16 protein-coding genes and 1 tRNA gene are annotated in these 19,946 nt (G+C 57.1%); 5 read left to right on the top strand and 12 right to left on the bottom strand.

The window, feature by feature from the left end:
• Nucleotides 1-27: 27 nt before the first annotated feature.
• On the bottom strand, nt 28-2,091 hold the full coding sequence (locus ACTZWX_RS15935) for an oxidoreductase (RefSeq protein WP_444714753.1): 2,064 nt from the start codon (nt 2,089-2,091) through the stop codon (nt 28-30).
• 139 nt (nt 2,092-2,230) lie between these two features.
• Here ACTZWX_RS15935 and ACTZWX_RS15930 point away from each other — a divergent pair, with 139 nt between their 5' ends.
• Nucleotides 2,231-3,274 (top strand): AraC family transcriptional regulator, encoded by a 1,044-nt coding sequence (locus tag ACTZWX_RS15930; RefSeq protein WP_444714752.1) that lies wholly within the window; start codon nt 2,231-2,233, stop codon nt 3,272-3,274.
• 24 nt (nt 3,275-3,298) lie between these two features.
• Here ACTZWX_RS15930 and ACTZWX_RS15925 read toward each other — a convergent pair.
• Together ACTZWX_RS15925 and ACTZWX_RS15920 are read right to left on the bottom strand one after the other, a co-directional pair.
• A tRNA-Asp gene (locus ACTZWX_RS15925) sits at nt 3,299-3,375 on the bottom strand.
• A gap of 123 nt (nt 3,376-3,498) precedes the next feature.
• Complete coding sequence (locus tag ACTZWX_RS15920; protein WP_138436662.1) at nt 3,499-4,530, bottom strand: AraC family transcriptional regulator; 1,032 nt, start codon at nt 4,528-4,530, stop codon at nt 3,499-3,501.
• Nucleotides 4,531-4,777: 247 nt separating this feature from the next.
• Between ACTZWX_RS15920 and ACTZWX_RS15915 the strand changes: the two genes are divergently transcribed.
• Nucleotides 4,778-5,650 carry a MaoC family dehydratase gene (locus ACTZWX_RS15915; protein WP_444714751.1) on the top strand — a complete coding sequence of 291 codons (873 nt, stop codon included), beginning with the start codon at nt 4,778-4,780 and terminating at the stop codon, nt 5,648-5,650.
• A gap of 47 nt (nt 5,651-5,697) precedes the next feature.
• Here ACTZWX_RS15915 and ACTZWX_RS15910 read toward each other — a convergent pair whose 3' ends face one another.
• From ACTZWX_RS15910 to ACTZWX_RS15900, 3 genes are read right to left on the bottom strand one after another with little or no spacing between them, the layout of a single operon-like run.
• Nucleotides 5,698-7,263: an ATP-binding response regulator gene (locus ACTZWX_RS15910; protein ID WP_444714750.1), complete on the bottom strand. Its 1,566-nt coding sequence runs from the start codon at nt 7,261-7,263 to the stop codon at nt 5,698-5,700.
• A gap of 51 nt (nt 7,264-7,314) precedes the next feature.
• On the bottom strand, nt 7,315-7,935 hold the full coding sequence (gene fixJ / locus ACTZWX_RS15905) for a response regulator FixJ (RefSeq protein ID WP_058093114.1): 621 nt from the start codon (nt 7,933-7,935) through the stop codon (nt 7,315-7,317).
• Nucleotides 7,936-7,973: 38 nt separating this feature from the next.
• Nucleotides 7,974-10,382 carry a Lon protease family protein gene (locus tag ACTZWX_RS15900; protein WP_444714749.1) on the bottom strand — a complete coding sequence of 803 codons (2,409 nt, stop codon included), beginning with the start codon at nt 10,380-10,382 and terminating at the stop codon, nt 7,974-7,976.
• 239 nt (nt 10,383-10,621) lie between these two features.
• Between ACTZWX_RS15900 and ACTZWX_RS15895 the strand changes: the two genes are divergently transcribed.
• Nucleotides 10,622-10,999: a PilZ domain-containing protein gene (locus ACTZWX_RS15895; protein ID WP_444714748.1), complete on the top strand. Its 378-nt coding sequence runs from the start codon at nt 10,622-10,624 to the stop codon at nt 10,997-10,999.
• On the opposite strand, the gene ACTZWX_RS15890 is transcribed toward ACTZWX_RS15895, so the two are convergent.
• The 3 genes from ACTZWX_RS15890 to pncC form a co-directional block, all read right to left on the bottom strand.
• Entirely contained in the window at nt 11,000-11,470 is a 471-nt protein-coding gene (locus tag ACTZWX_RS15890) for a flavodoxin family protein (protein WP_444714747.1), read from the bottom strand.
• 183 nt (nt 11,471-11,653) lie between these two features.
• The gene (recA, locus tag ACTZWX_RS15885) at nt 11,654-12,697 is read right to left on the bottom strand and encodes a recombinase RecA (protein ID WP_374786946.1); all 1,044 of its coding nucleotides are present in this window, start codon (nt 12,695-12,697) and stop codon (nt 11,654-11,656) included.
• Between the two features lie 163 nt (nt 12,698-12,860).
• Nucleotides 12,861-13,361 carry a nicotinamide-nucleotide amidase gene (gene pncC, locus ACTZWX_RS15880; protein ID WP_444714746.1) on the bottom strand — a complete coding sequence of 167 codons (501 nt, stop codon included), beginning with the start codon at nt 13,359-13,361 and terminating at the stop codon, nt 12,861-12,863.
• A gap of 103 nt (nt 13,362-13,464) precedes the next feature.
• Here pncC and mutS point away from each other — a divergent pair, with 103 nt between their 5' ends.
• Nucleotides 13,465-16,098, top strand: coding sequence for a DNA mismatch repair protein MutS (gene mutS / locus ACTZWX_RS15875; RefSeq protein WP_444714745.1), 2,634 nt, complete (start codon nt 13,465-13,467; stop codon nt 16,096-16,098).
• Nucleotides 16,099-16,261: 163 nt separating this feature from the next.
• The gene (fdxA, locus tag ACTZWX_RS15870; protein ID WP_011785560.1) at nt 16,262-16,585 is read left to right on the top strand and encodes a ferredoxin FdxA; all 324 of its coding nucleotides are present in this window, start codon (nt 16,262-16,264) and stop codon (nt 16,583-16,585) included.
• A gap of 111 nt (nt 16,586-16,696) precedes the next feature.
• Here fdxA and ACTZWX_RS15865 read toward each other — a convergent pair whose 3' ends face one another.
• The 3 genes from ACTZWX_RS15865 to ACTZWX_RS15855 form a co-directional block, all read right to left on the bottom strand.
• On the bottom strand, nt 16,697-17,722 hold the full coding sequence (locus ACTZWX_RS15865) for a hypothetical protein (protein ID WP_152437647.1): 1,026 nt from the start codon (nt 17,720-17,722) through the stop codon (nt 16,697-16,699).
• Nucleotides 17,723-17,854: 132 nt separating this feature from the next.
• Nucleotides 17,855-18,805, bottom strand: coding sequence for a DegV family protein (locus tag ACTZWX_RS15860; RefSeq protein WP_444714744.1), 951 nt, complete (start codon nt 18,803-18,805; stop codon nt 17,855-17,857).
• 118 nt (nt 18,806-18,923) lie between these two features.
• Nucleotides 18,924-19,742 (bottom strand): metal-dependent hydrolase, encoded by an 819-nt coding sequence (locus ACTZWX_RS15855; RefSeq protein WP_444714743.1) that lies wholly within the window; start codon nt 19,740-19,742, stop codon nt 18,924-18,926.
• Nucleotides 19,743-19,946: the final 204 nt, after the last annotated feature.

Below are 19,946 nucleotides of genomic sequence, written 5' to 3'. Positions count from 1 at the left end.
ACAGAGAAAAACTGCAACGTTTTGTGATCAGATCTCCGCTGCCAGGCGGCTACCCTGATCAATGGCCCGCTTTGCATCCAGCTCGGCGGCCACATCCGCACCACCAATCAGGTGCACCGGCAAACCGGCTGCTTCAAGGTCTGCCTGAAGCTCACGCAGCGGCTCCTGACCAGCACACACGATGATGGTATCCACCGGCAACACTTTATCTTCACCCTGCTCGGCACCTTTCGGTGTGATGGTGATGTGCAGGCCTTCGTCATCAATCTTGCGATAGCTGACTCCGGGCACCATCTGCACGTTGCGATGCTTGAGCGAGGTGCGGTGAATCCAGCCCGTGGTCTTGCCAAGGTTCTTGCCTACCTTGGAGGCCTTGCGCTGCAGCAGGTAAACCTCACGTGCGGGCTCCGGCACCTGTGGCTGAACACCCTGGATACCGCCGCGGTGTTCTACGGTCAGATCCACGCCCCATTCCTTCATGAAGTGTTCGGTGTTCAGGGAAGGCGATTCACCCTTGTGGACAATGAATTCAGACACATCAAAGCCGATACCGCCCGCACCGATGACAGCAACTTTCTGACCCACCGGCTTACGCTCCAGCAGCGCATCCAGGTAACCAATCACCTTCGGGTGATCGATGCCCTCGATATCCGGTGTGCGGGGTTCAACGCCGGTGGCCAGAACCACCTCGTCAAAGCCACCGGCCTTGAGGTCTTCTGCCGTGACGCGGGTATTGAGCCGAACGTCAACGCCATGCTTGTCGAGCATCACCCGGAAGTAACGCAGGGTTTCGTAAAACTCTTCCTTGCCCGGAATGCGCTTGGCCACATTGAACTGGCCGCCAACCTCGCTGCCGGCGTCAAAGACTGTGACTTTATGCCCGCGCTCCGCGGCAACCGAGGCGAACGCCAGGCCGGCAGGGCCGGCACCAACCACCGCAACTGACTTGGGCGTAGCCGTCTTCACATAAGCCAGTTCGGTTTCATGGCAGGCACGGGGATTGACCAAGCAGGACGTCAGCTTGCCGCTAAACGTATGATCAAGACAGGCCTGGTTACAGCCGATACAGGTATTAATCTCCTCGGCACGATCTTCCACAGCTTTGCGCACCAGCTCAGCGTCTGCCAGGAATGGGCGGGCCATGGACACCATATCCGCATCACCTTCTGCCAGAACCTTCTCGGCAACGTCCGGCATATTGATCCGGTTGGTGGTTACCAACGGAATACTGACCTCGCCTTTGAGCCGGGCCGTTACCTTGGTAAAGGCACCACGGGGCACGGATGTGGCGATGGTCGGCACACGGGCTTCGTGCCAGCCGATACCGGTGTTGATGATGGTGGCGCCCGCCTTCTCGATTTCCTTGGCCAGGTGCACCACTTCTTCCCAGGTACTGCCGTCTTCGATCAGATCGAGCATGGACAGGCGATAAATGATGATGAAGTTTTCGCCCACGCGCTCACGAACCCGGCGAACGATTTCAATGGGCAGGCGAATGCGGTTCTCGTAACTGCCACCCCACTGATCGGTGCGGTGGTTGGTGTGTTTGACAATGAACTGGTTAATGAAATAACCCTCGGAACCCATGATCTCCACGCCGTCGTATCCGGCGCGCTGGGCCAGGGCAGCGCAGTTCACGTAGTCGTCGATCTGCTTCTGGATGCCGGCTTCGTCCAGCTCTTTGGGCTTGAACGGATTGATCGGCGCCTGGATAGCTGAAGGTGCGACCAGCTCAGGGGAATACGCGTAACGGCCCGCATGCAGGATCTGCATACAGATTTTGCCATCGGCCTCATGCACCGCCTGGGTAATCACCTTGTGCTTGTCAGATTCTTCTTCTGTGTTCATCTTGGCTGCGTGCTGGAATACCGCACCTTCGGTGTTCGGGCCGATGCCGCCGGTTACGATCAGGCCAACGCCACCAAGGGCACGCTCAGCGTAAAACGCAGCCAGACGCTCGAACCCGTTTTTCACTTCCTCCAGGCCGGTATGCATGGAGCCCATCAGTGTGCGGTTACGCAGGGTGGTAAAGCCAAGGTCCAGTGGTTCAAGCAGGTGCGGGTATTTGGTCATGCCCGGTGATGCAGCCATGGGTAAACTCCTCATCGATTGTAGGATCGGGTAGCGATCGCTCCCGTTGTTATGGCCCCTACACTACCCAGCTCCCGCCAGCGCAACAATATCCAAAAAGAACATTTTATTATCCCTGGATAACACCAATAATACGATCATGACCAATACATCCAGACCCAACCAGAATTCGCTGGGCGACATCAGCCTGCTCTATGCTTCCGTGTTGCTGCGCGCCACTGAGGCCGAAGGGGGTGATGCCGAAAGGCTAAAATCCCAGTTCCATCTGAACGACCCCGAGCTGGCTGCGCCGGAGGGACGCATCAGCATCCCCAGATTCATGCGCCTGGGCCAGGCTGCCATCGCCACAACGGGCAATCCCGCCCTGGGCCTGCGTATGGGCGCCCTGACCCGCCCCATCGACGCCGGCATTGCCGGCCTGGCCGCAGAAACCGCCAACACCGTACACCAGTCCCTTGCCACACTGATACGGTATGCGCTGCTAAGCAGCCGGAACTCCAGAGGCGAGCCAAGTCTGGCGGCTGAACATCGTAAGGCCTGCTTCTATTCGATCAGTCCATACAACCAGTACAACTACTTTGTCGTGGACTCCATCCTTGCCGCCTGGACCCAACTGATCAGATATATGACCGGCCGCTACGACATCCTGGAACGGGTACGAATTGAGTATCCCTCGATCGGGCTGGACGAGGTATTCGAGAGCTGGTTCCGCTGTCCCGTGGAATTCGGCGCGAAGGAAAACTCGATTCGTCTGAAAGAGAGCGTTTGGCTTCAGTCACCGAGTCAGGCGCACCAAGGTATGCACGAAAAACTGACCGCCTGGTGTGAACAGGAGCTGCAGCAGATTCGCAAAGGCTGGAGTGTGGCTGACAGGGCCCGGTACCTGATGACGCCGTTATTGCGGGGAGAAACACCCACCATTGAAACCCTGGCCAACCGAATGGGAACAACGCCCTGGACACTGCAACGACAGCTTGCCAGTGAAGGAACCGGCTTTCGGGAGTTGCTGGACAACACTCGACGACAACTCGCACAAGACTATTTGCAGGAGACCAACAGTTCGCTTTCGGAAATCGCCTGGCTCTTGGGGTTCGCGAACCCACCAGCCTTTCATAAGGCTTATCGGCGCTGGTATGGCATAAGCCCTGGAGAATACCGGAAACACATCAAGGGGAATAACTAAGGTAAAGCAAGGGGGGGATAAAAATGGCGGAGCGGACGGGACTCGAACCCGCGACCCCCGGCGTGACAGGCCGGTATTCTAACCAACTGAACTACCGCTCCGCGTTTGCTGCCTAACAGCCTGTTTGATGACTGCTCGGTGACAACGAGGGCGCATTATAAAGAGGCCCCCGTTTATGTCAACGCTTTTACTGAACTTTTTTCCAGATTTTTCCAACCCCCCGGTTACATGGCGTCAACCATGGCATCTTTACCCTGGGCCGTCTTCCGGTATTCGATGGGGGTCATGCCAGACCAACGCTTGAACGCCCGGTAGAACGTACTGGGTTCGGAAAAACCGGTGAGGTACACAATTTCATCAATTGACTCATCGGTGGTGGCAAGGAGCTGCCGCGCCAGCCGATAGCGGAAATCCGCCAACACCTGGTTGAAACTGGTTTCGGCCTCGGTAAGCCGGGTGCGCAAGGTTCTTGGTTTGATACCCAGCCGTTCTGCAACTGCATCCAGGGTCACCTCGCCGCTGTCCAGCAACTCCGCGATAATGCGCTCTACCTGGCCGACGATGTCTTTCTTCTCAAGCCGAGCAACCTGTTCACTGGCAAAACGCTCATGCAGCGCCAACAACTCTGGCTCGGCATGGGGTGACGCATGAGACAGCATCTCGGCCGGGAAATACAGCCGGTTTTCCTCGGCGCCGAAGACTACGTCACAGCCCACCACTTCGCGAACGTGCTCTGCACCCTGCTCCCGCTCATGCTCGAACTCGATTCGGGAGGGGTAGAAGTTGCCATCGGTGATGGACTTAAAGAAGGTAATCAGACCCTGCACAAAGCACTCATTGAAGTGCTTGAGTCTGCGAATCTCGTCTGAGGCAGCATCCAGCACCATACAGGCTTCATCGCCTTCGATGAAAAAATCGGTGTTGGCTGCGTCACTGAGCAGGCGCTGATAGTTCTGCGCCCGACGCAAACCTTCGCCAAAGGTCGGACTACTCAGAAACAGATACTCGAGCACCTGGCCCTTGTAGGCGGGAAGCAGTGGCCCAAGGTGCAGGCCTATGTCCGGATCACCGGATACGTCCTCCACAGCCTGCCAGAAATAAACCTGAGCGCTGTGGGGAGTGCGAAGCTGGTCTGTGTAGACGTAGTTCTCGTCAACGCCGAGGCGGCTGAATATGGCATCGGTATCGACACCCTTTTTCTTCATCGCCTCATAAATCAGGCGCAACATCACGCCCGCATCACGTAGTTCCTGCATAGTATCCCGCTATTTTATTTATATGGTTACTACTTTGACCCACCGGACAGTGCTCAAGGCACGGCGGGTCAATGCCCGATCTGGAGGGGTTTGCCAGACTGCGAGGCCGCCACGACTTTCGTCTTACATTAGAGCATATCAGGCCACAGACAGACAGTTGTACCAGAATGTAGAGAAAATCGGTAATTACGTTACTGATTCACGGGAAACTACCCGGCCGAGCAGGCCAACAAGGGAGATGAATACCATGACAGAACCACTGATTTATCGCAGCACCCCACCCTCGCTGCTGCCCATGTTCGGCAGAGCACTGCTGCCAAAATCGCACAAGCCCGGCGCTAACACTGAGATCCCGGAATTGCAGGCTGAGCTGCTGGGCGTGGCAACCGACACGCCGATGTTGTCCCGCTATCTTAACGTGTGCGGATTCAAGCCTGGCTCCACCCTGCCCATGACCTGGCCGCACATCCTTGCTTTCCCTCTGCACCTGAAATTGCTGACCGACAAACGGTTTCCGCTGCCTTTACTGGGCCTGGTGCATTTGCGCAACACCATCACCCAACACCGACCCATCCAGACCGGCGAAAACCTGGATATCCGGGTTACGTTGGGCAATCAGCAGAGCACGGAGCGCGGCATCGAGTTCGACCTGATCACCGAGGCGCGCTCAGCGGGCCGGCTGATTTGGGAGGAGGTAAGCACCAACCTGTTCCGGATGGCAACTGCTGAAAGTGGCAAGCCGAAAGCGCAACCGCCCAAACTCGAAACCTATCCGTTCAGCGAGTCCATCACGGCACCGGAGAACCTCGGGCGACGGTACGGGCAGGTATCCGGGGACCGCAACCCGATTCACATGCACGCATTGAGCGCCAAAGCCTTTGGCTTTCCACGAGCTATCGCCCATGGCATGTGGAGTAAAGCCCGGGCGCTGTCATTGCTGGAACAGCAGGCTGACTGGCAATCCGGCCCTGTGCGGGTGAGCTGTCAGTTCAAGAAACCCCTGTTTCTGCCCGGCACCGCCCAACTGAACTGGCAGACCGCCAGCGACGCCTGGGATTACCAGCTCCTGAACAGCAAAGGCGATGCGCCACACCTGAGTGGTCGTATTGAATGGCTATAACGGCGGGATAAACACATCGATCTGGCCGCACACCGCCAGATCGATGCTCAATCTGCGGCGCAGGGCTGCCCCTCAGCATTGGCAACAGGCAGCGTAAAGTAGAAACAGGCCCCCCCCTCTTCCGGACGCTCATAGCCAATGTCGCCACCCTGGGCCTGAATCAGGGACCGGCAGGTGGCCAGGCCAATGCCCATGCCTTCATCCTTGGTGGTGTAGAAGGGATGAAACAGCTTTTCCTCGGCATCCTCCGGCACACCCACCCCGTGATCGAGCACCTGAATGCGCACACACTGGTCACCGCACCGGCGGGCACTGACTTCCACAGGCGTGGATGATTCAGCACTGCGAGTGGCTTCAAGGGCATTACGGATCAGGTTAAGGGCAACCTGCTGCACCTGAATTGGGTCTGCCAGTACGTCTGGCAGGTCATCTTCAACGCGGACATCAATACCGCCCTCGTTGTTCCTCATATCCACTTCCGCAAACTGCCGGGTATCCTCAAGCAGCACCGAAACAGACAACACTTCTTTACCGGTGGCGGGCTTTTTCATGAATCGGCGGATGCGGCGAATGATCTCGCTGGCGCGGTGCGACTGTGCTTCGATCTTGTCGAGAGTTTCCTGAAGCAACACAAGGTCCGGCTGCTCCTTGGCCATCATGCGCTTGGACACCCGGGCATAATTGGTGATAGCGGTCAGCGGTTGATTGACCTCATGGGCGAACCCCGCGGCCATCTCTCCCATGGTGGTCAGGCGTGAAGTGTGGGCCAGCTGGTCCCGCTGCTCCTGAACCAGGGCCCGCGCTTCCTCCAGGGCCAGTTCGTTGTCCAGTTCCACGGTAATGTCCCGAAACACAACCACCGCGCCGTGCAACTCGTCGTCATCCAGTTTAGGGGTGGAACGATACTCCGCGGGGAAGCCACTGCCATCTGCACGCAACAGCCGGATATCACGCTGGTTTTCCGCCACACCTTGCCGGCAGGTGGCCATCACCGGCAGGCTGTCCTGGCACTCCGCTGATGTCGAAAAGTGCAGTTCGAAAAAACTCTTGCCGATCAGGTCTTCCGCCGGGCACCCCATAATCATGGCGGCTGCGGGATTGGCAAATTCGATGATGCCGTTCTCGTCCAGGCCGTAGATGCCCTCGCTGATGGAGTTCAGAATCCGCGCCTGATCGCTCTGCAGCTCGCGGTTCCGGGCCTGGAGTTGCCGCTCGAGGCGAATCACCTGGGCGTGGGTCTTTACCCTGGCAATCACTTCCAGAGACTGGAATGGCTTGGAGATGTAGTCTGCACCACCCAGGCTGAAGCCTTTCACCTTGGCCTGCAGGTCGTCCAGGGCTGACAGGAATACAACGGCACAATCTGAAGTATCCGGATCGGCTTTCAGGCGCTCACACACCTCATAGCCGTCCATTTCCGGCATCATGATATCCAGCAGAATCACTTCCGGATGATGGCGGTGGGCAAGGTCCAATGCTTTCTCGCCTTCGTTGGCGATCAGAAGCCGGTAGCCTTTGTCTTTCAGGGTCTCGTAGAGGACTTTCAGGTTCTGCGGGTTGTCATCAACCAGCAGAACCGTCACCTCGGAGTTCTCACTGACAACTTCAGTCATAGAAACATGGCCGGTTAAAAACGTCATTGTATGATGACGATACCGACAGACCTAGTCGATAAGTTCCTTTACGGACAGAACCATACGCACCAGATGTGCCAATGAATGGGTGCCCATCTTGTGCATCACACGGGACCGGTGAATCTCAACGGTGCGCTGGCTGATCTCAAGCTCGATGGCGATCACCTTGTTGGCCTGGCCCGCAATCATCCGATCCATGATTTCACGCTCGCGGGGTGTCAGGCTCTTGATACGGCGAACAATCTCCTGGCGCTCATCCAGGGATTTCCGCTGCTCACGGTCCTGCTCCAGCGCCGCCTCGATCTTCTCCAGCAACGCCTCTTCACGATAGGGCTTCTGGATAAAGTCGACGGCACCTTCCTTCATGGCATCGACGGCCATGGGAACGTCGCCATGCCCCGTCACGAAGATAATGGGCAGGATCGAATGCTTGTCGTTGAGTTTTTTCTGCAGTTCCATGCCGTCCATACCCGGCATACGGATATCCAGCACAATGCAGCCTGCCATCTGGTCGGAATAATCCGCCAGAAAGGAGCCAGCGCTTTCATAGGTTTTCACCGGCTTGCCATCGGATTTCAGCAACAATTCCAGTGAATCGCGGACGGCCTCGTCGTCCTCTACCACATACACAGTCTGCTGGATATCAGTCATGGATCTGTTTTCTCCTGTCCGTTTTATTATGGAGCCGGTCAGTGGATGGACGGATCTTTGTGATCGTCCCTGGCATGTTCCTGCCGTTCATGTTCCCGCATTTTCTCGAGCCGTTGCTGGATAATGCCAAAAACGCTTTGCTTGGGGTACCTGCCTTTGTCATCGGCCTTGCCCGCCGGTTTGCCAAGTAACAGTGTAATGGCCTCTTCCACACGGGCAACCGGATACACCGAAAACTTGCCCGCCTTCGATGCCTTGACTACTTCGCTGTCCAGCATCAGGTTCTGCACGTTGGTGACCGGAATAATCACCCCCTGTGAGCCAGTCAGGCCACCTTTAAGCTCACAGGTGGCGTAAAAGCCTTCTACTTTCTCGTTGACGCCGCCGATCGGCTGCACCTCGCCAAACTGGTTCACCGAGCCGGTAATCGCAAGATCCTGCCGCACCGGAATACCAGACAGTGCAGAGATCAACGCGCAAAGCTCGGCCAGGGAGGCGCTGTCACCGTCCACTTCACCGTAGTTCTGCTCGAAGGTCAGACTGGCCGACAGGTGCATCGGGTCGTTCACCGCAAAATGGGAGGCCAGCCAGGAGCTGAGAATCATCACCCCCTTGGAATGGATATTGCCACCCAGCTTCACGTCCCGCTCGATGTCCATGACACCGCCATCACCATAGTAGCAGGTTGCCGTTACCCGGTTGGAAAGACCAAACTCGAAACCGCCGGTAGACAGCACCGACAAAGCATTCACCTGACCGACGCAGGTGCCGGTTGTGGTCACCAGGGTGGAGCCGTCCCGAACCGAATCGTAAAAATGATCGCGGATACGGCTGCTACGGTAACGGGCACTCTCCAGCGCGCGCTCAACGTGCACTTCAGAGATCAGTTTGGCACCCGCCTGTCGCGCCCAGAAATCGGATTCCCGCAAAAGGTTGGCGATGTCCGCTGCATGCAGCGAGAGCCTGTTCTGATGTTCGGCCATGCGTGCGCTGTGTTCGATTATACGGGCCACCGCTTTGTTGGTGCAGTGCAGTAGCTTCTTCTCCACCACCAGACTGGCAATGAACTTGGCATACAGCAGCTGGCTTTCCTCGGTACGGTACATCTCGTTTTCGAAATCGGCCGTCACCCGGAACAACTCGGCAAATTCGGAATCGTATTCCTGCAGCAGCATCCAGGTTTCGCGATCACCAAACAGCACGATTTTAACATCCAGAGGTACGGCTTCCGGCTCAATGGAAATAGTCCCGGAAAGAGTCAGCTCCCGCTCCAGGGAATTGATCTGCAGGGTGCGGGAGCGCAGGGCGCGCTTTAAACCATCCCAGACAAATGGCTGCTCCAGCACCTTGATGGCATCCATCAGCAGGTAACCACCATTAGCCTTGTGCAGACTACCTGGGCGAATCAGGGAGAAGTCGGTGAACACGGTACCTTTGAATGTAACGTTCTCCACGTACCCGAACAGGTTGTGGTAGGTCGGATTGTCTTCCACCACCACCGGCACCTCATTGGTTTTCTGGTGCACCAGTACATTGATCACGTAGCGCCGGGGCGTTTTCTTGTCCAGTGAGGCGTAGGCGATCGCCGCCTGCTCTTCGTCGTCCTCAAGGAAGATATCCAGGTTGTCGACCAGGTCTTTGCGAACGGCCTCAAGATAGGCAACCACGTCTGGCTGGTCATTGTAGCGCTTGACCAACTCATCAATCTGGTGGCCCGAGATGCCTTCGAGGGTTTCCTGGTTCAATGCCTGTTGCTTCTCGGCGTACTCCTGCTCCCAATCGGCCAGTTTGCGAAGGGCCTGGCGGAGTTTCTTTTCAAGGGCGTTGATGGTGTCTTCAAACTTGTCGCGCTGCTCATCGGTCAGCGCCTGGAAGCTCTCCACGGTGTGGGGCTCATCACCATTCATGGCAACCAGCCGATAGCCACCCGGCGTGGTTACCGTGAGGCTGACTTTCTTGCGCCGCGCCTGCTTGGCGACTTTCTCGAGCTCATCTTCCTGCTTTTTGCCGTACTCGTTCTTGAGATGCTCGGAGCGCTCCAGGAAACTGTCACTGTCAAACGTCTGGGGAATCACCTTCACCAACCGCGACATCAGCTTGTCCATGTCCTGTTTGAGCTGGGTGCCCATCCCTGCCGGCAGTTGCAGCAAACGAGGGTTACGCGGCTCATCGAAGTTGGCCACGTAACACCAGTCGTGGCTCTGCTGTTCGGTATCGACGTGGTGTTCCAGGTACCGGAGCATCATGGTGCGCTTACCCAAGCCATTGCGACCTACCGCATACACGTTATAACCACCGTGGGGCATGGCGAGCGCAAAACGAACCGCTTCCTGAGCGCGGTTCTGGCCAACTATCTCAGCCAACGGCTCCAGTTGCCGGGTGGTTTTAAATGGCAGGTCTTTGAGAACGCAGGCTTTGTACAGCTGATGCAAGGGCAGTGACTTCAAGTTCGATTCCCGTTGAGTTCGGTTTTGAATATAAGCTATGGCTGGCATTGTAGTGTTTGAGCATCAAGCTGTCGCGTACCACTGTCGCTTTTATCGGATGAGGCCTGAAGCCTGGCAATTTGCCAACCGGATCACAAATTCCCTCTTGGTCATTTTTCAGGCAGGCCGTCGATTACTACACTTCCATGCCCGGACGGATTCCGGACACAACAAGTACAATACGGGTGATGGTCAACGCAATGACGAATTATTCCGCAGATCGCCGCATCAAGGATCGTTTTTCGGCGTCGTGTCTCAGGGTACAACTCCGTGAGAGGGCGTTCTTTGGTCGCGGAAAGCAGCCGGTGGCGGTAACCTGCCTGGATCTCAACCGTTACGGCATGGCAGTGCTGTGCCCTCGGCCGGTAGACTCCGGCGCACGTTTGTTTCTGGACATTGAAGGCAAATACATCAGCGAGTCGCGCATTGACGCCCGGGTGGTGTCATGCCAGCCGTTTCAGACCGGCTTCCGTGTTAGCCTTCAGTTCAGCTATTGCCTCGACAAGAAAGGATATTCCAGAGCGATCGATAATGCCCTTTCCCGGATTGAAGGTTTCTACAACCGGTTTGCCAGCTAATCAGATCAGGCCAGCATCCAGGCTGGCCGCTACGTACATGCCCAGTTCCTCGCACTGCTGTTCGAATTCATCCTTGTAATTTCCCCTGCATAGCAGGGGCTCCTGTATCCGTTTCCAGCGCAGGCCGGTGGTGATGCTGTCAATTGCACGGCGGGTGCCAGTGCCGTCGTGGCCAGCGCGGATGTAGTAGGCAAAGGGCAGGCCCTGGGTTTTCTCAAGGCAGGGGTAGTAGCTTCGGTCGAAGAAGTCTTTGAGGGCACCGGACATGTAGCCGAGGTTTTCGGTGGTGCCGAGGATGATGGCGTCGCAGGCGAGGATGTCTTCGGGGCCGGCGTCGAGTGGGGCTTTTACCACGACTTCTACGGCTTCGATGTCGGGGTGACGGGCGCCTTTTTCTGTGGCGTTCCGGAGTTTCAGGGTATTGGGGGATGGGGCGTGGGCTACTATCAACAACTGCTTTTTTATCGTCATAGTATTCCAACCTTATTCCTGCACCTAACTAACGTGCCAGGTCAGCACAGTGGGGAGCTTTTCCGGGAAACGCTACAAGCACATCCATGTGCGCTTCGCTCCGGCCATCCATGGCCTCCGAGATTCCCGGAAAAGCTCCCCACTGCGCCGCCCCCAACTTTACAGAGGGCGGTCCGAAAAAAGTTACAACAGCTCGCCGTTTGCTTCCACTGGCGCTTCTGCCGCTTCTTTCTTCACCGGCTTGGGCATCAGTTTGTCGCGAACCTTGGCTTCGATTTCGTTGGCGATGTCCATGTTCTCTTCCAGGAACTTGCAGGCGTTGGCTTTGCCCTGGCCGATCTTGTCGCCGTTATAAGCGTACCAGGCGCCGGATTTGTCGACAAAGCCTTCTTTAACGCCCATGTCCAGCACTTCGGCCATGTGGTAGATGCCCTTGCCGTACATGATCTGGAACTCGGCCTGCTTGAAGGGCGGAGATACCTTGTTCTTGACGACTTTTACGCGGGTCTCGTTACCAACCACTTCGTCGCCCTCTTTGACAGCGCCGATGCGGCGGATGTCCAAGCGTACGGAGGAGTAGAATTTCAGGGCGTTACCGCCGGTGGTGGTTTCCGGGCTGCCGAACATGACGCCGATTTTCATACGGATCTGGTTGATGAAGACCATCAGGCAGTTGGCGTGTTTGACGTTACCGGTCAGTTTACGCAGAGCCTGGGACATCAGGCGGGCCTGGAGGCCTACGTGGCTGTCGCCCATCTCGCCTTCGATTTCGGCTTTCGGTGTCAGTGCGGCAACGGAGTCGACGATGATCACGTCAATGGCGTTGGAGCGCACCAGCATGTCAGCGATTTCCAGGGCCTGTTCGCCGGTGTCTGGCTGGGACACCAGCAGGTCGTCTACGTTTACGCCCAGCTTTTCCGCGTAAATGGGGTCGAGCGCGTGCTCGGCGTCAATGAAGGCGCAGGTTTTTCCGGCCTTTTGGGCTTCCGCAATAACCTGCAGGGTCAGTGTGGTTTTACCGGAGCTTTCCGGGCCGTAGATTTCAACGATCCGGCCGTAAGGCAGACCGCCAATACCCAAGGCGACGTCCAGCCCGAGGGAACCGGTGGATACCGCAGGAATGGCTTCACGGGGCTGGTCGCCCATTTTCATCACGGCACCTTTACCGAACTGGCGCTCAATCTGGCCGAGTGCTGCGCTGAGTGCTTTCTTGCGATTGTCTTCCATTGGTACCTGACCCTCATTTTCCGGGGCCGCTGAGCCGCGATTGGGCCAACAGCAGCGAAATTCAAAGCGATGACACCGGAGGCATCCAGTGTTTTCCTGTATATTTGAACAGTATTAAAACATAAGCCTTCGCTGAGACCAACCCCTGCCCGGGTGAAAAACGTCACAGTGTTTTCAGAAACTCCGTAACCCCTTGCAGAACATACAAAACCGACTTGCGTCGCACCTGATCCCGGTCGCCGTCAAAGCACTGCAGGCTGGTTTCGATGCGGTCCGGGCCGGTGCCCCAGGCGAACCATACGGTGCCTACGGGCTTTTCATCACTGCCGCCACCCGGGCCGGCAATGCCGCTGATGGCCACGGCTATGTCCACATCCGCAGCGCGGATGGCGCCGGCGACCATCTGACGAACCACTGGCTCGCTTACCGCGCCATGTTCGGCGAGCACCGATTCTTCAACCCCCAGAATGGCCTGTTTCGCCTCGTTGCTGTAGGTCACCAGTCCGGCCATCAGGTACGCAGACGACCCCGCCCGGTCAGTCAGCACTTTGGCCACCCAGCCGCCGGTACAGCTTTCTGCAGTGGCGATGGTTTTACCGTGCTCGGCGAGCCAATCACCCAGCGTGTTTCCAGCACTCTCCAGTTGTTGGTCAGAGGCCTGCATAACAATCTCCCTGTGTCTGTTGCCAAACCCTTCGTTTCATCACGGGCATTATTTTCTTACAATCCCCGCTTTCACCCAACAGTACGATCAACCGGACAAGTCCATGTCAGCAGCCCAGACCGATCTTTCCAAGCACACCCCAATGATGCAGCAGTACCTGAAGATCAAGCGGGAACACCCGAACGAGCTGGTGTTTTACCGCATGGGTGATTTCTATGAGCTGTTCTACGACGACGCCAAGAAAGCGGCTGAACTGCTGGATATTACCCTGACCGCCCGGGGCCAGTCCGGCGGTAATCCGATCCCGATGGCGGGCGTGCCTTTCCACGCCGCTGAGGGGTACATTGCCCGCATGGTGCGCGCAGGTCAATCCATTGCCATTGCCGAACAGATTGGCGACCCGGCTACCAGTAAGGGGCCGGTTGATCGTCAGGTGGTGCGCGTGGTTACACCGGGCACCCTGAGTGATGAGGCGTTTCTGGAAGACCGGCGAGACAACCTGCTGGTGTCGATTTTCAGCTACAAGGAACAGTTCGGGTTCGCGTCGCTGGACATCTCCAGTGGCCGGTTTTCGGTTGCCGAGCTAGAGAGCCTGGAAGACCTTCAGGGGGAGCTGCAACGCCTTCGGCCGGCGGAGATTCTGATTAGCGAGGACTTTCCCTACGGCGAGGTGCTGGAGGGCTTCACCGGGATTCGTCGCCAGGGTCCCTGGCTGTTTGAGATGGATTCCGCCCGGCGGGTGATTACCCAGCAGCTGCAGGTTAAAGATCTGACCGGTTTTGGCTGTGAAGATCTGCACCTGGCAATCTGCGCCGCCGGCTGCCTGCTGCAGTACGCCCGGGAAACCCAGCGTACCGCCCTGCCCCACATTCGAAAGCTTACCCGTGAGCGGCGGGAAGATGCGGTGATCCTGGATGCCGCCAGCCGCCGCAACCTGGAAATAGACACCAACCTGATGGGTGGCCAGCAGTACACCCTGGCCTGGGTGATGGACCGCACAGCCACGGCCATGGGCGCCCGGGAACTGCGCCGTTGGCTGAACCGGCCACTCAGGAATGTCGAGGCAGTATGCCAGCGCCAGCAGGCGGTCTCGGCACTGCTCGACGGCTTTCATTACGAGCCCGTCCACGACTTGCTCAAGCAGGTGGGTGATATTGAGCGGATTCTGGCCCGTGTGGCGCTGCGTTCGGCACGCCCCCGGGATCTTGCACGCCTGCGTGACGCCTTCCAAACCCTGCCGGAGCTGCAGGAGGCTTTAAAGCCCGTCAACTCACATCACCTGGTAAAGCTGGCCACGGTCATCGGCGAATACCCGGAGCTGGCGGACTTGCTGGAGCGGGCCATCATCGAGAATCCGCCCGTAGTTATCCGGGATGGTGGCGTAATTCGTGAGGGGTTCGACGAAGAGCTGGACGAACTGCGCAATATCAGCGAGAACGCTGGCCAATACCTGCTGGATGTGGAAACCCGGGAGCGGGAACGTACCGGCATTTCCACCCTAAAAGTGGGCTACAACCGGGTGCACGGCTATTACATCGAGATCAGCCGCGCCCAGTCAGACCAGGCGCCGGTGGATTACATCCGCCGCCAGACCCTGAAGAACGCTGAGCGGTTCATTACACCGGAACTGAAAGAATTTGAAGACAAAGCCCTGAGTGCCAAGAGCCGTGCTCTGGCCCGGGAGAAAGGCCTGTACGACGACGTACTGGAAGCCGTCGCCGAGCAGTTGGCACCGCTGCAGGATGCCGCACAGGCCCTGGCGGAACTGGACGTGCTCAGCAACTTTGCCGAACGCGCCACCAGCCTGCGCTTCACCGCCCCGGAGTTTACCGAGGAACCGGGTTTTGATGTGGAAGAGGGCCGGCACCCGGTGGTGGAACAGTTGTTGGACGAACCCTTCGTACCTAACAACCTGCTGATGGACACCAGGCGGCGCATGCTGGTGATCACCGGCCCGAACATGGGTGGTAAGTCCACCTACATGCGCCAGGCCGCGTTGATAGCCCTGCTCGCCTACACCGGCAGCTTTGTACCTGCTAACCGGGCGGTACTGGGGCCGGTAGACCGGATATTCACCCGCATGGGCTCTTCCGATGACATCGCCGGTGGCCGCTCCACCTTTATGGTGGAAATGACCGAAACCGCCAATATCCTGCACAATGCCACCGAGCACAGCCTGGTGCTGATGGATGAGGTTGGCCGCGGGACCAGTACTTTTGACGGCCTGTCGCTGGCCTGGGCCACGGCTGAGCACCTGGCCAGGGACATTCGCTGCTACACCCTGTTCGCCACCCACTACTTCGAACTGACCCAACTGGCGGATGACCTGGAACATGCGGTGAATGTTCACCTGACGGCCACCGAGCACGACGACTCCATCGTTTTCCTGCACAATGTGCACGATGGCCCGGCCAGCCAGAGTTATGGCTTGCAAGTGGCCAAACTGGCGGGGGTGCCCCAGGATGTGATTCGTAATGCCAAGGCGCAGCTCGCACATCTGGAAGGCAGCGCCGGCCCGCCCAATGGAACGACAGGCGGTGCCGCTGAAACGCCATCACCAGCCCCCAAAACGGCTAAACAACCGGCTGCCGTGGAGTCGGTGTTTCAGGGCGATATGTTTGCCAGCGCGGAGCCGAGCGTTGTAGAGGACGCCTTGCAACAACTGGACATTGATGGGCTTTCACCACGGGATGCCCTCAATCAGCTCTACGAGCTGAAAGCTTTGCTGGCAAAATAACAGGAAACTGGGCCAAACTTGATCTGTGTAATAAGGTTATAGCAGCCCAACGCTTGCGGCTGCGGGGGGCGCTCCCTACAATATCGCGCACAAAATTATAGATGGGGCCGGAACATCAGGGCTCCTGATGAGACCGATTACTTTACGAACCAGGGATCTGACTATGGCGTTTATCGTTACTGATAACTGCATCAAGTGCAAATACACCGACTGCGTGGAAGTCTGCCCGGTGGACTGCTTCTACGAAGGCCCCAACTTTCTGGTGATTGACCCGGACGAGTGCATCGATTGCGCCCTGTGCGAACCCGAGTGCCCGGCCGAGGCCATCTTCTCTGAAGACGAACTGCCGGCTGGTCAGGAAGCGTTCGTTGAGATCAACGCCGAGCTGGCTGGCAAATGGCCGAACATCACCGAGAAGAAAGACCCGCTGCCAGACGCTGAAGAATGGGACGGCAAGCCTGACAAACTGAAGTACCTGGAGCGCTAAGAATCTCCAGCATTACTTCAACAACAAAAAGGCCGGACGACAAACATCGTCCGGCCTTTTTGTTTGAGCCCGAGTCTTGACGGCCTTAGGGCAAAGAAGCCACCAAACAGACTAAGCCAGCAATTTCTTGGCTGCGGCAGATCGATAAAATGCCCCCAAACGCCGGCGTACCAGCGCTTCGAGGTAGCCCTCTTCGGCCAACACCTCCACGATGGGCAGCGCCAGGGATTCTACTTCGGTCACGATAACCTCTCGCGTCACCCCGACATCCTGCAACAGGTCCATGACCGGGCGATCGCCATACTTGGCAAAAAGATGCTCCACCACCGCCCGGGCGCAGCCTTCAAAGTAGCCGGTTTTCCGGAAATTCAGCCAAAACTCGTACCCCATAACCACAAACTCCTGCAACTCCACATCACCCAGCCCTTCTTTGAGCTCAGCAATGGTGCGGCCTTCCAGGGATACCCAGGCAGCCATCACGGTATCTCTCAGCTCATCATCAGACAGCGCCTTGTGCAGGAATTGCTCACTGCGGGAAATCAGCCCCGGCAAACTGTCTGCCAACCAGGCCTTGATGCGCCGCTCAAACGTTTCGTCCAGCCCGGGCACCGCCCTATTGGCCATTTTCTTGCCGAACTTCATCATGGAGCCAACACCAGGCACAGACCGGGTAATCAGGTTGTCTTCATAGAGGTAATTGACCAGACCGTGGTAGACCACGTTGGACACCAGCTCCTGGTAGACCGGGTGCGCCATGATTTCGGCAATAATGCGCTCCCGTTGGTGACGTAGCTCCAGGGCTTCTTCGATGAACCCGCTGGCCTGTTCACGCGACAGGATATCGCCCAGGGTGGTGTCAGACTGGACCGAGGCATTCATGACCTCGGTCGCCATTTCCGCGGCCAGCTCCGGAATACCGGCGTCCAGCTCCATATCCACCACAATACGCTGGATCACGCCCATCACCTGGTCCGCACTTACCAGTCGGTTCAGGGTGACACTGCCCGCGTGATCGAGCAGCTCGTCTACCTCGTTATCGATGAACTTTTTCAGTTTTGCCCCTTTGAGTGCAGACATCTCGTGTTTGACATGTGCTTCCAACAAAGTATCGGCAAGGCTTGGGCTTGTCTTTGACATAAACCGGGCATCCTTTTGGCTAGGGTCCTGAACGTTGCCGACGAGGCTAACACGAACTGGCCTGGCGCGGGTTCGCCGGAATTACCCCGGTTGGGGCAATGCAGGGCCAGTCTTGGCCGACAGGCCTGGAGGCTACTGGAAATCGTTGAAGATGTGGGGCTCGGCGGCCAGGGCGAGACAGATACTGCCCGGGCCCACGTATATGGCACTGGTAATACCCATTTGTGACAGCAACAGCTCTACCCCATTGCTTTCACAGGCATCGCGCAAGCGGTTCAGGCCTGGCAGATCTTCGATCTCCGTCCAGGTCAGGCCGCAGGACAAGCTGACGTAAGGCGTTAATAAACCGGCTTCAACCCGGGCAACCGCGTAATTCATCACCTTCTCGACCGCCATATCAAAGCTGCGGGTTTTGACCACTGGCTTGCCCTCAGCGCCCTGCCCAAATATGACCGGAATGATATTCAGGGCCTTGCCCAGGAACGCCGCCAAAGCCGAAACGCTCTTGTCGCCACGGCGTCGGGCCCGCTCGCGGATATAGTGAAGATCTCTGGGGATCACACAGGTATAGATCTTGTCGGTAAACGTCTCGACCTCATGCCGAAGGGCATTCTTGGAAAGCTTTTGCTCAATCAGTTTCAGAGTATAGGCTGCCAGCAAACCCTGCCCGGCAAAGATCTGCTTACTGTCGATCACCCGCATGGAGAACTTGCCATCCCGGCCAGCGGCCTTACGGGCCTCCTCGTAATGAGCCATGACGGAGTTCATGGCTTCCGCGGCATTCTGGAAAATCTGGCTACGGCTTTTGGTGACGGTTTCGCAGATGGCCACATCGAACTCGGTCACAATCTTTTCCATAAACAAGTCATGGATCTGTTCGGCAGTGTAGGCTTTGGTTTCCGCTTCATGACCCTTGCCCAACAGGCCACTTTGATAAAACTCCTGAGTACGAACCGGGCAATGTTTATCGGTGTAGGTCTGGCCGTCGATAATCGCGGTTACCGGCAGAACGAACAGGTCGTGCTTCCGGGCAAATTCATAGGGAAGGTCACAGGCGGAATCTACAATCAGGCCAACGCGCATGCTGTGTGTCTCCGGGTGCGGGCAACACCTCATCTGGGCATGCCCTTTATTGTCATTATTTTTGTCGCGCTACAGTCTTGCACAGATTGGTGAAAATTTCAGCACCCACCTCAGGCTGTCAAACCTCCAGTTCTCTCAGGTTATCTTCCAGTAGTCGCCGGTTGTCTTGCTGCCATGGGTGGAAATCTTTCCGGAAATAGGCCAGAAATTCCGGCAGGCAATTGCGCAGAACGCCGGGCTTCCCCCAGAGAAAATTCAGCCCGCCTAACCAGGTTTTCAGACTCCAGAGTTTGCCATCCGTCTTCAGCAGGCTGCAGGTGTTGATGAAGGTGTACTTGAAGAAATTCCAGGTGACAAACAAAAAGACAATCCGGCGCAACCGCTCGTTGCCAACGCAAGCCCGGTACACGTCGAACGCCACCGACTTGTGCTCGGTTTCCTCGATGGCATGCCAGCGCCACAACCGTTGCATTGTCGGCGTAGCGCCCTCCATCCACTCGGGATGGCTGAGAATGGCGTTGGCCAGCACGGCGGTGTAGTGCTCTGCCCCGCAGGTTCCCGCCAGTTGCCGACTTGGCGGCAGTCGGCCCACCCACTCCATATGTTTCTGGAACCGTCTGTCCAGGGCATCAATATCATACCCTCGGGCCTTTAGCGCTTCGTTGTAGTCTTTGTGCTCCCGGCTGTGCAGCGCTTCCTGGCCGATAAAGCCTTTGATTTCTTCTTTGAGTTTCGGGTCGGTGATCTGGTCCCGGTACAGGCGAACGGCGTTGATGAATTGCTGCTCGCCATCGGGAAACTGAAGGGACAAGGCATTGAAAAATGCCGTGCGGAAGGCATCGTTGCCGTGCCAAAGGGTTTTCAACTCGTCACGAACATCAAAACGCAGATGCCTGGGTTTGACGGCGACGCCGTCCGGTGTGGAACTGATGGTCATTCCGGCCCCCTTTTGTCGGTTTGTTGTTATTGAAGCACTCGACATTGGATAAATTTTCACCAGTTACGACAGTGTACCCCCGTGTTCCGGATAACTGGAAGGGGCCAGCCTGAAAAATTCGACAATTTGTCATGAAATGACAAACTGTCAGCACACTTTTACAAACAAAAAAAGGGAGGCATCTAGCCTCCCAAGGACACACAG

Source organism: Marinobacter sp. NSM, assembly GCF_052380025.1.
Classification (GTDB): domain Bacteria; phylum Pseudomonadota; class Gammaproteobacteria; order Pseudomonadales; family Oleiphilaceae; genus Marinobacter.
The sequence above is the reverse complement of the archived record's forward strand: the minus strand, read 5'-3'. Positions and strand labels throughout refer to the sequence as shown.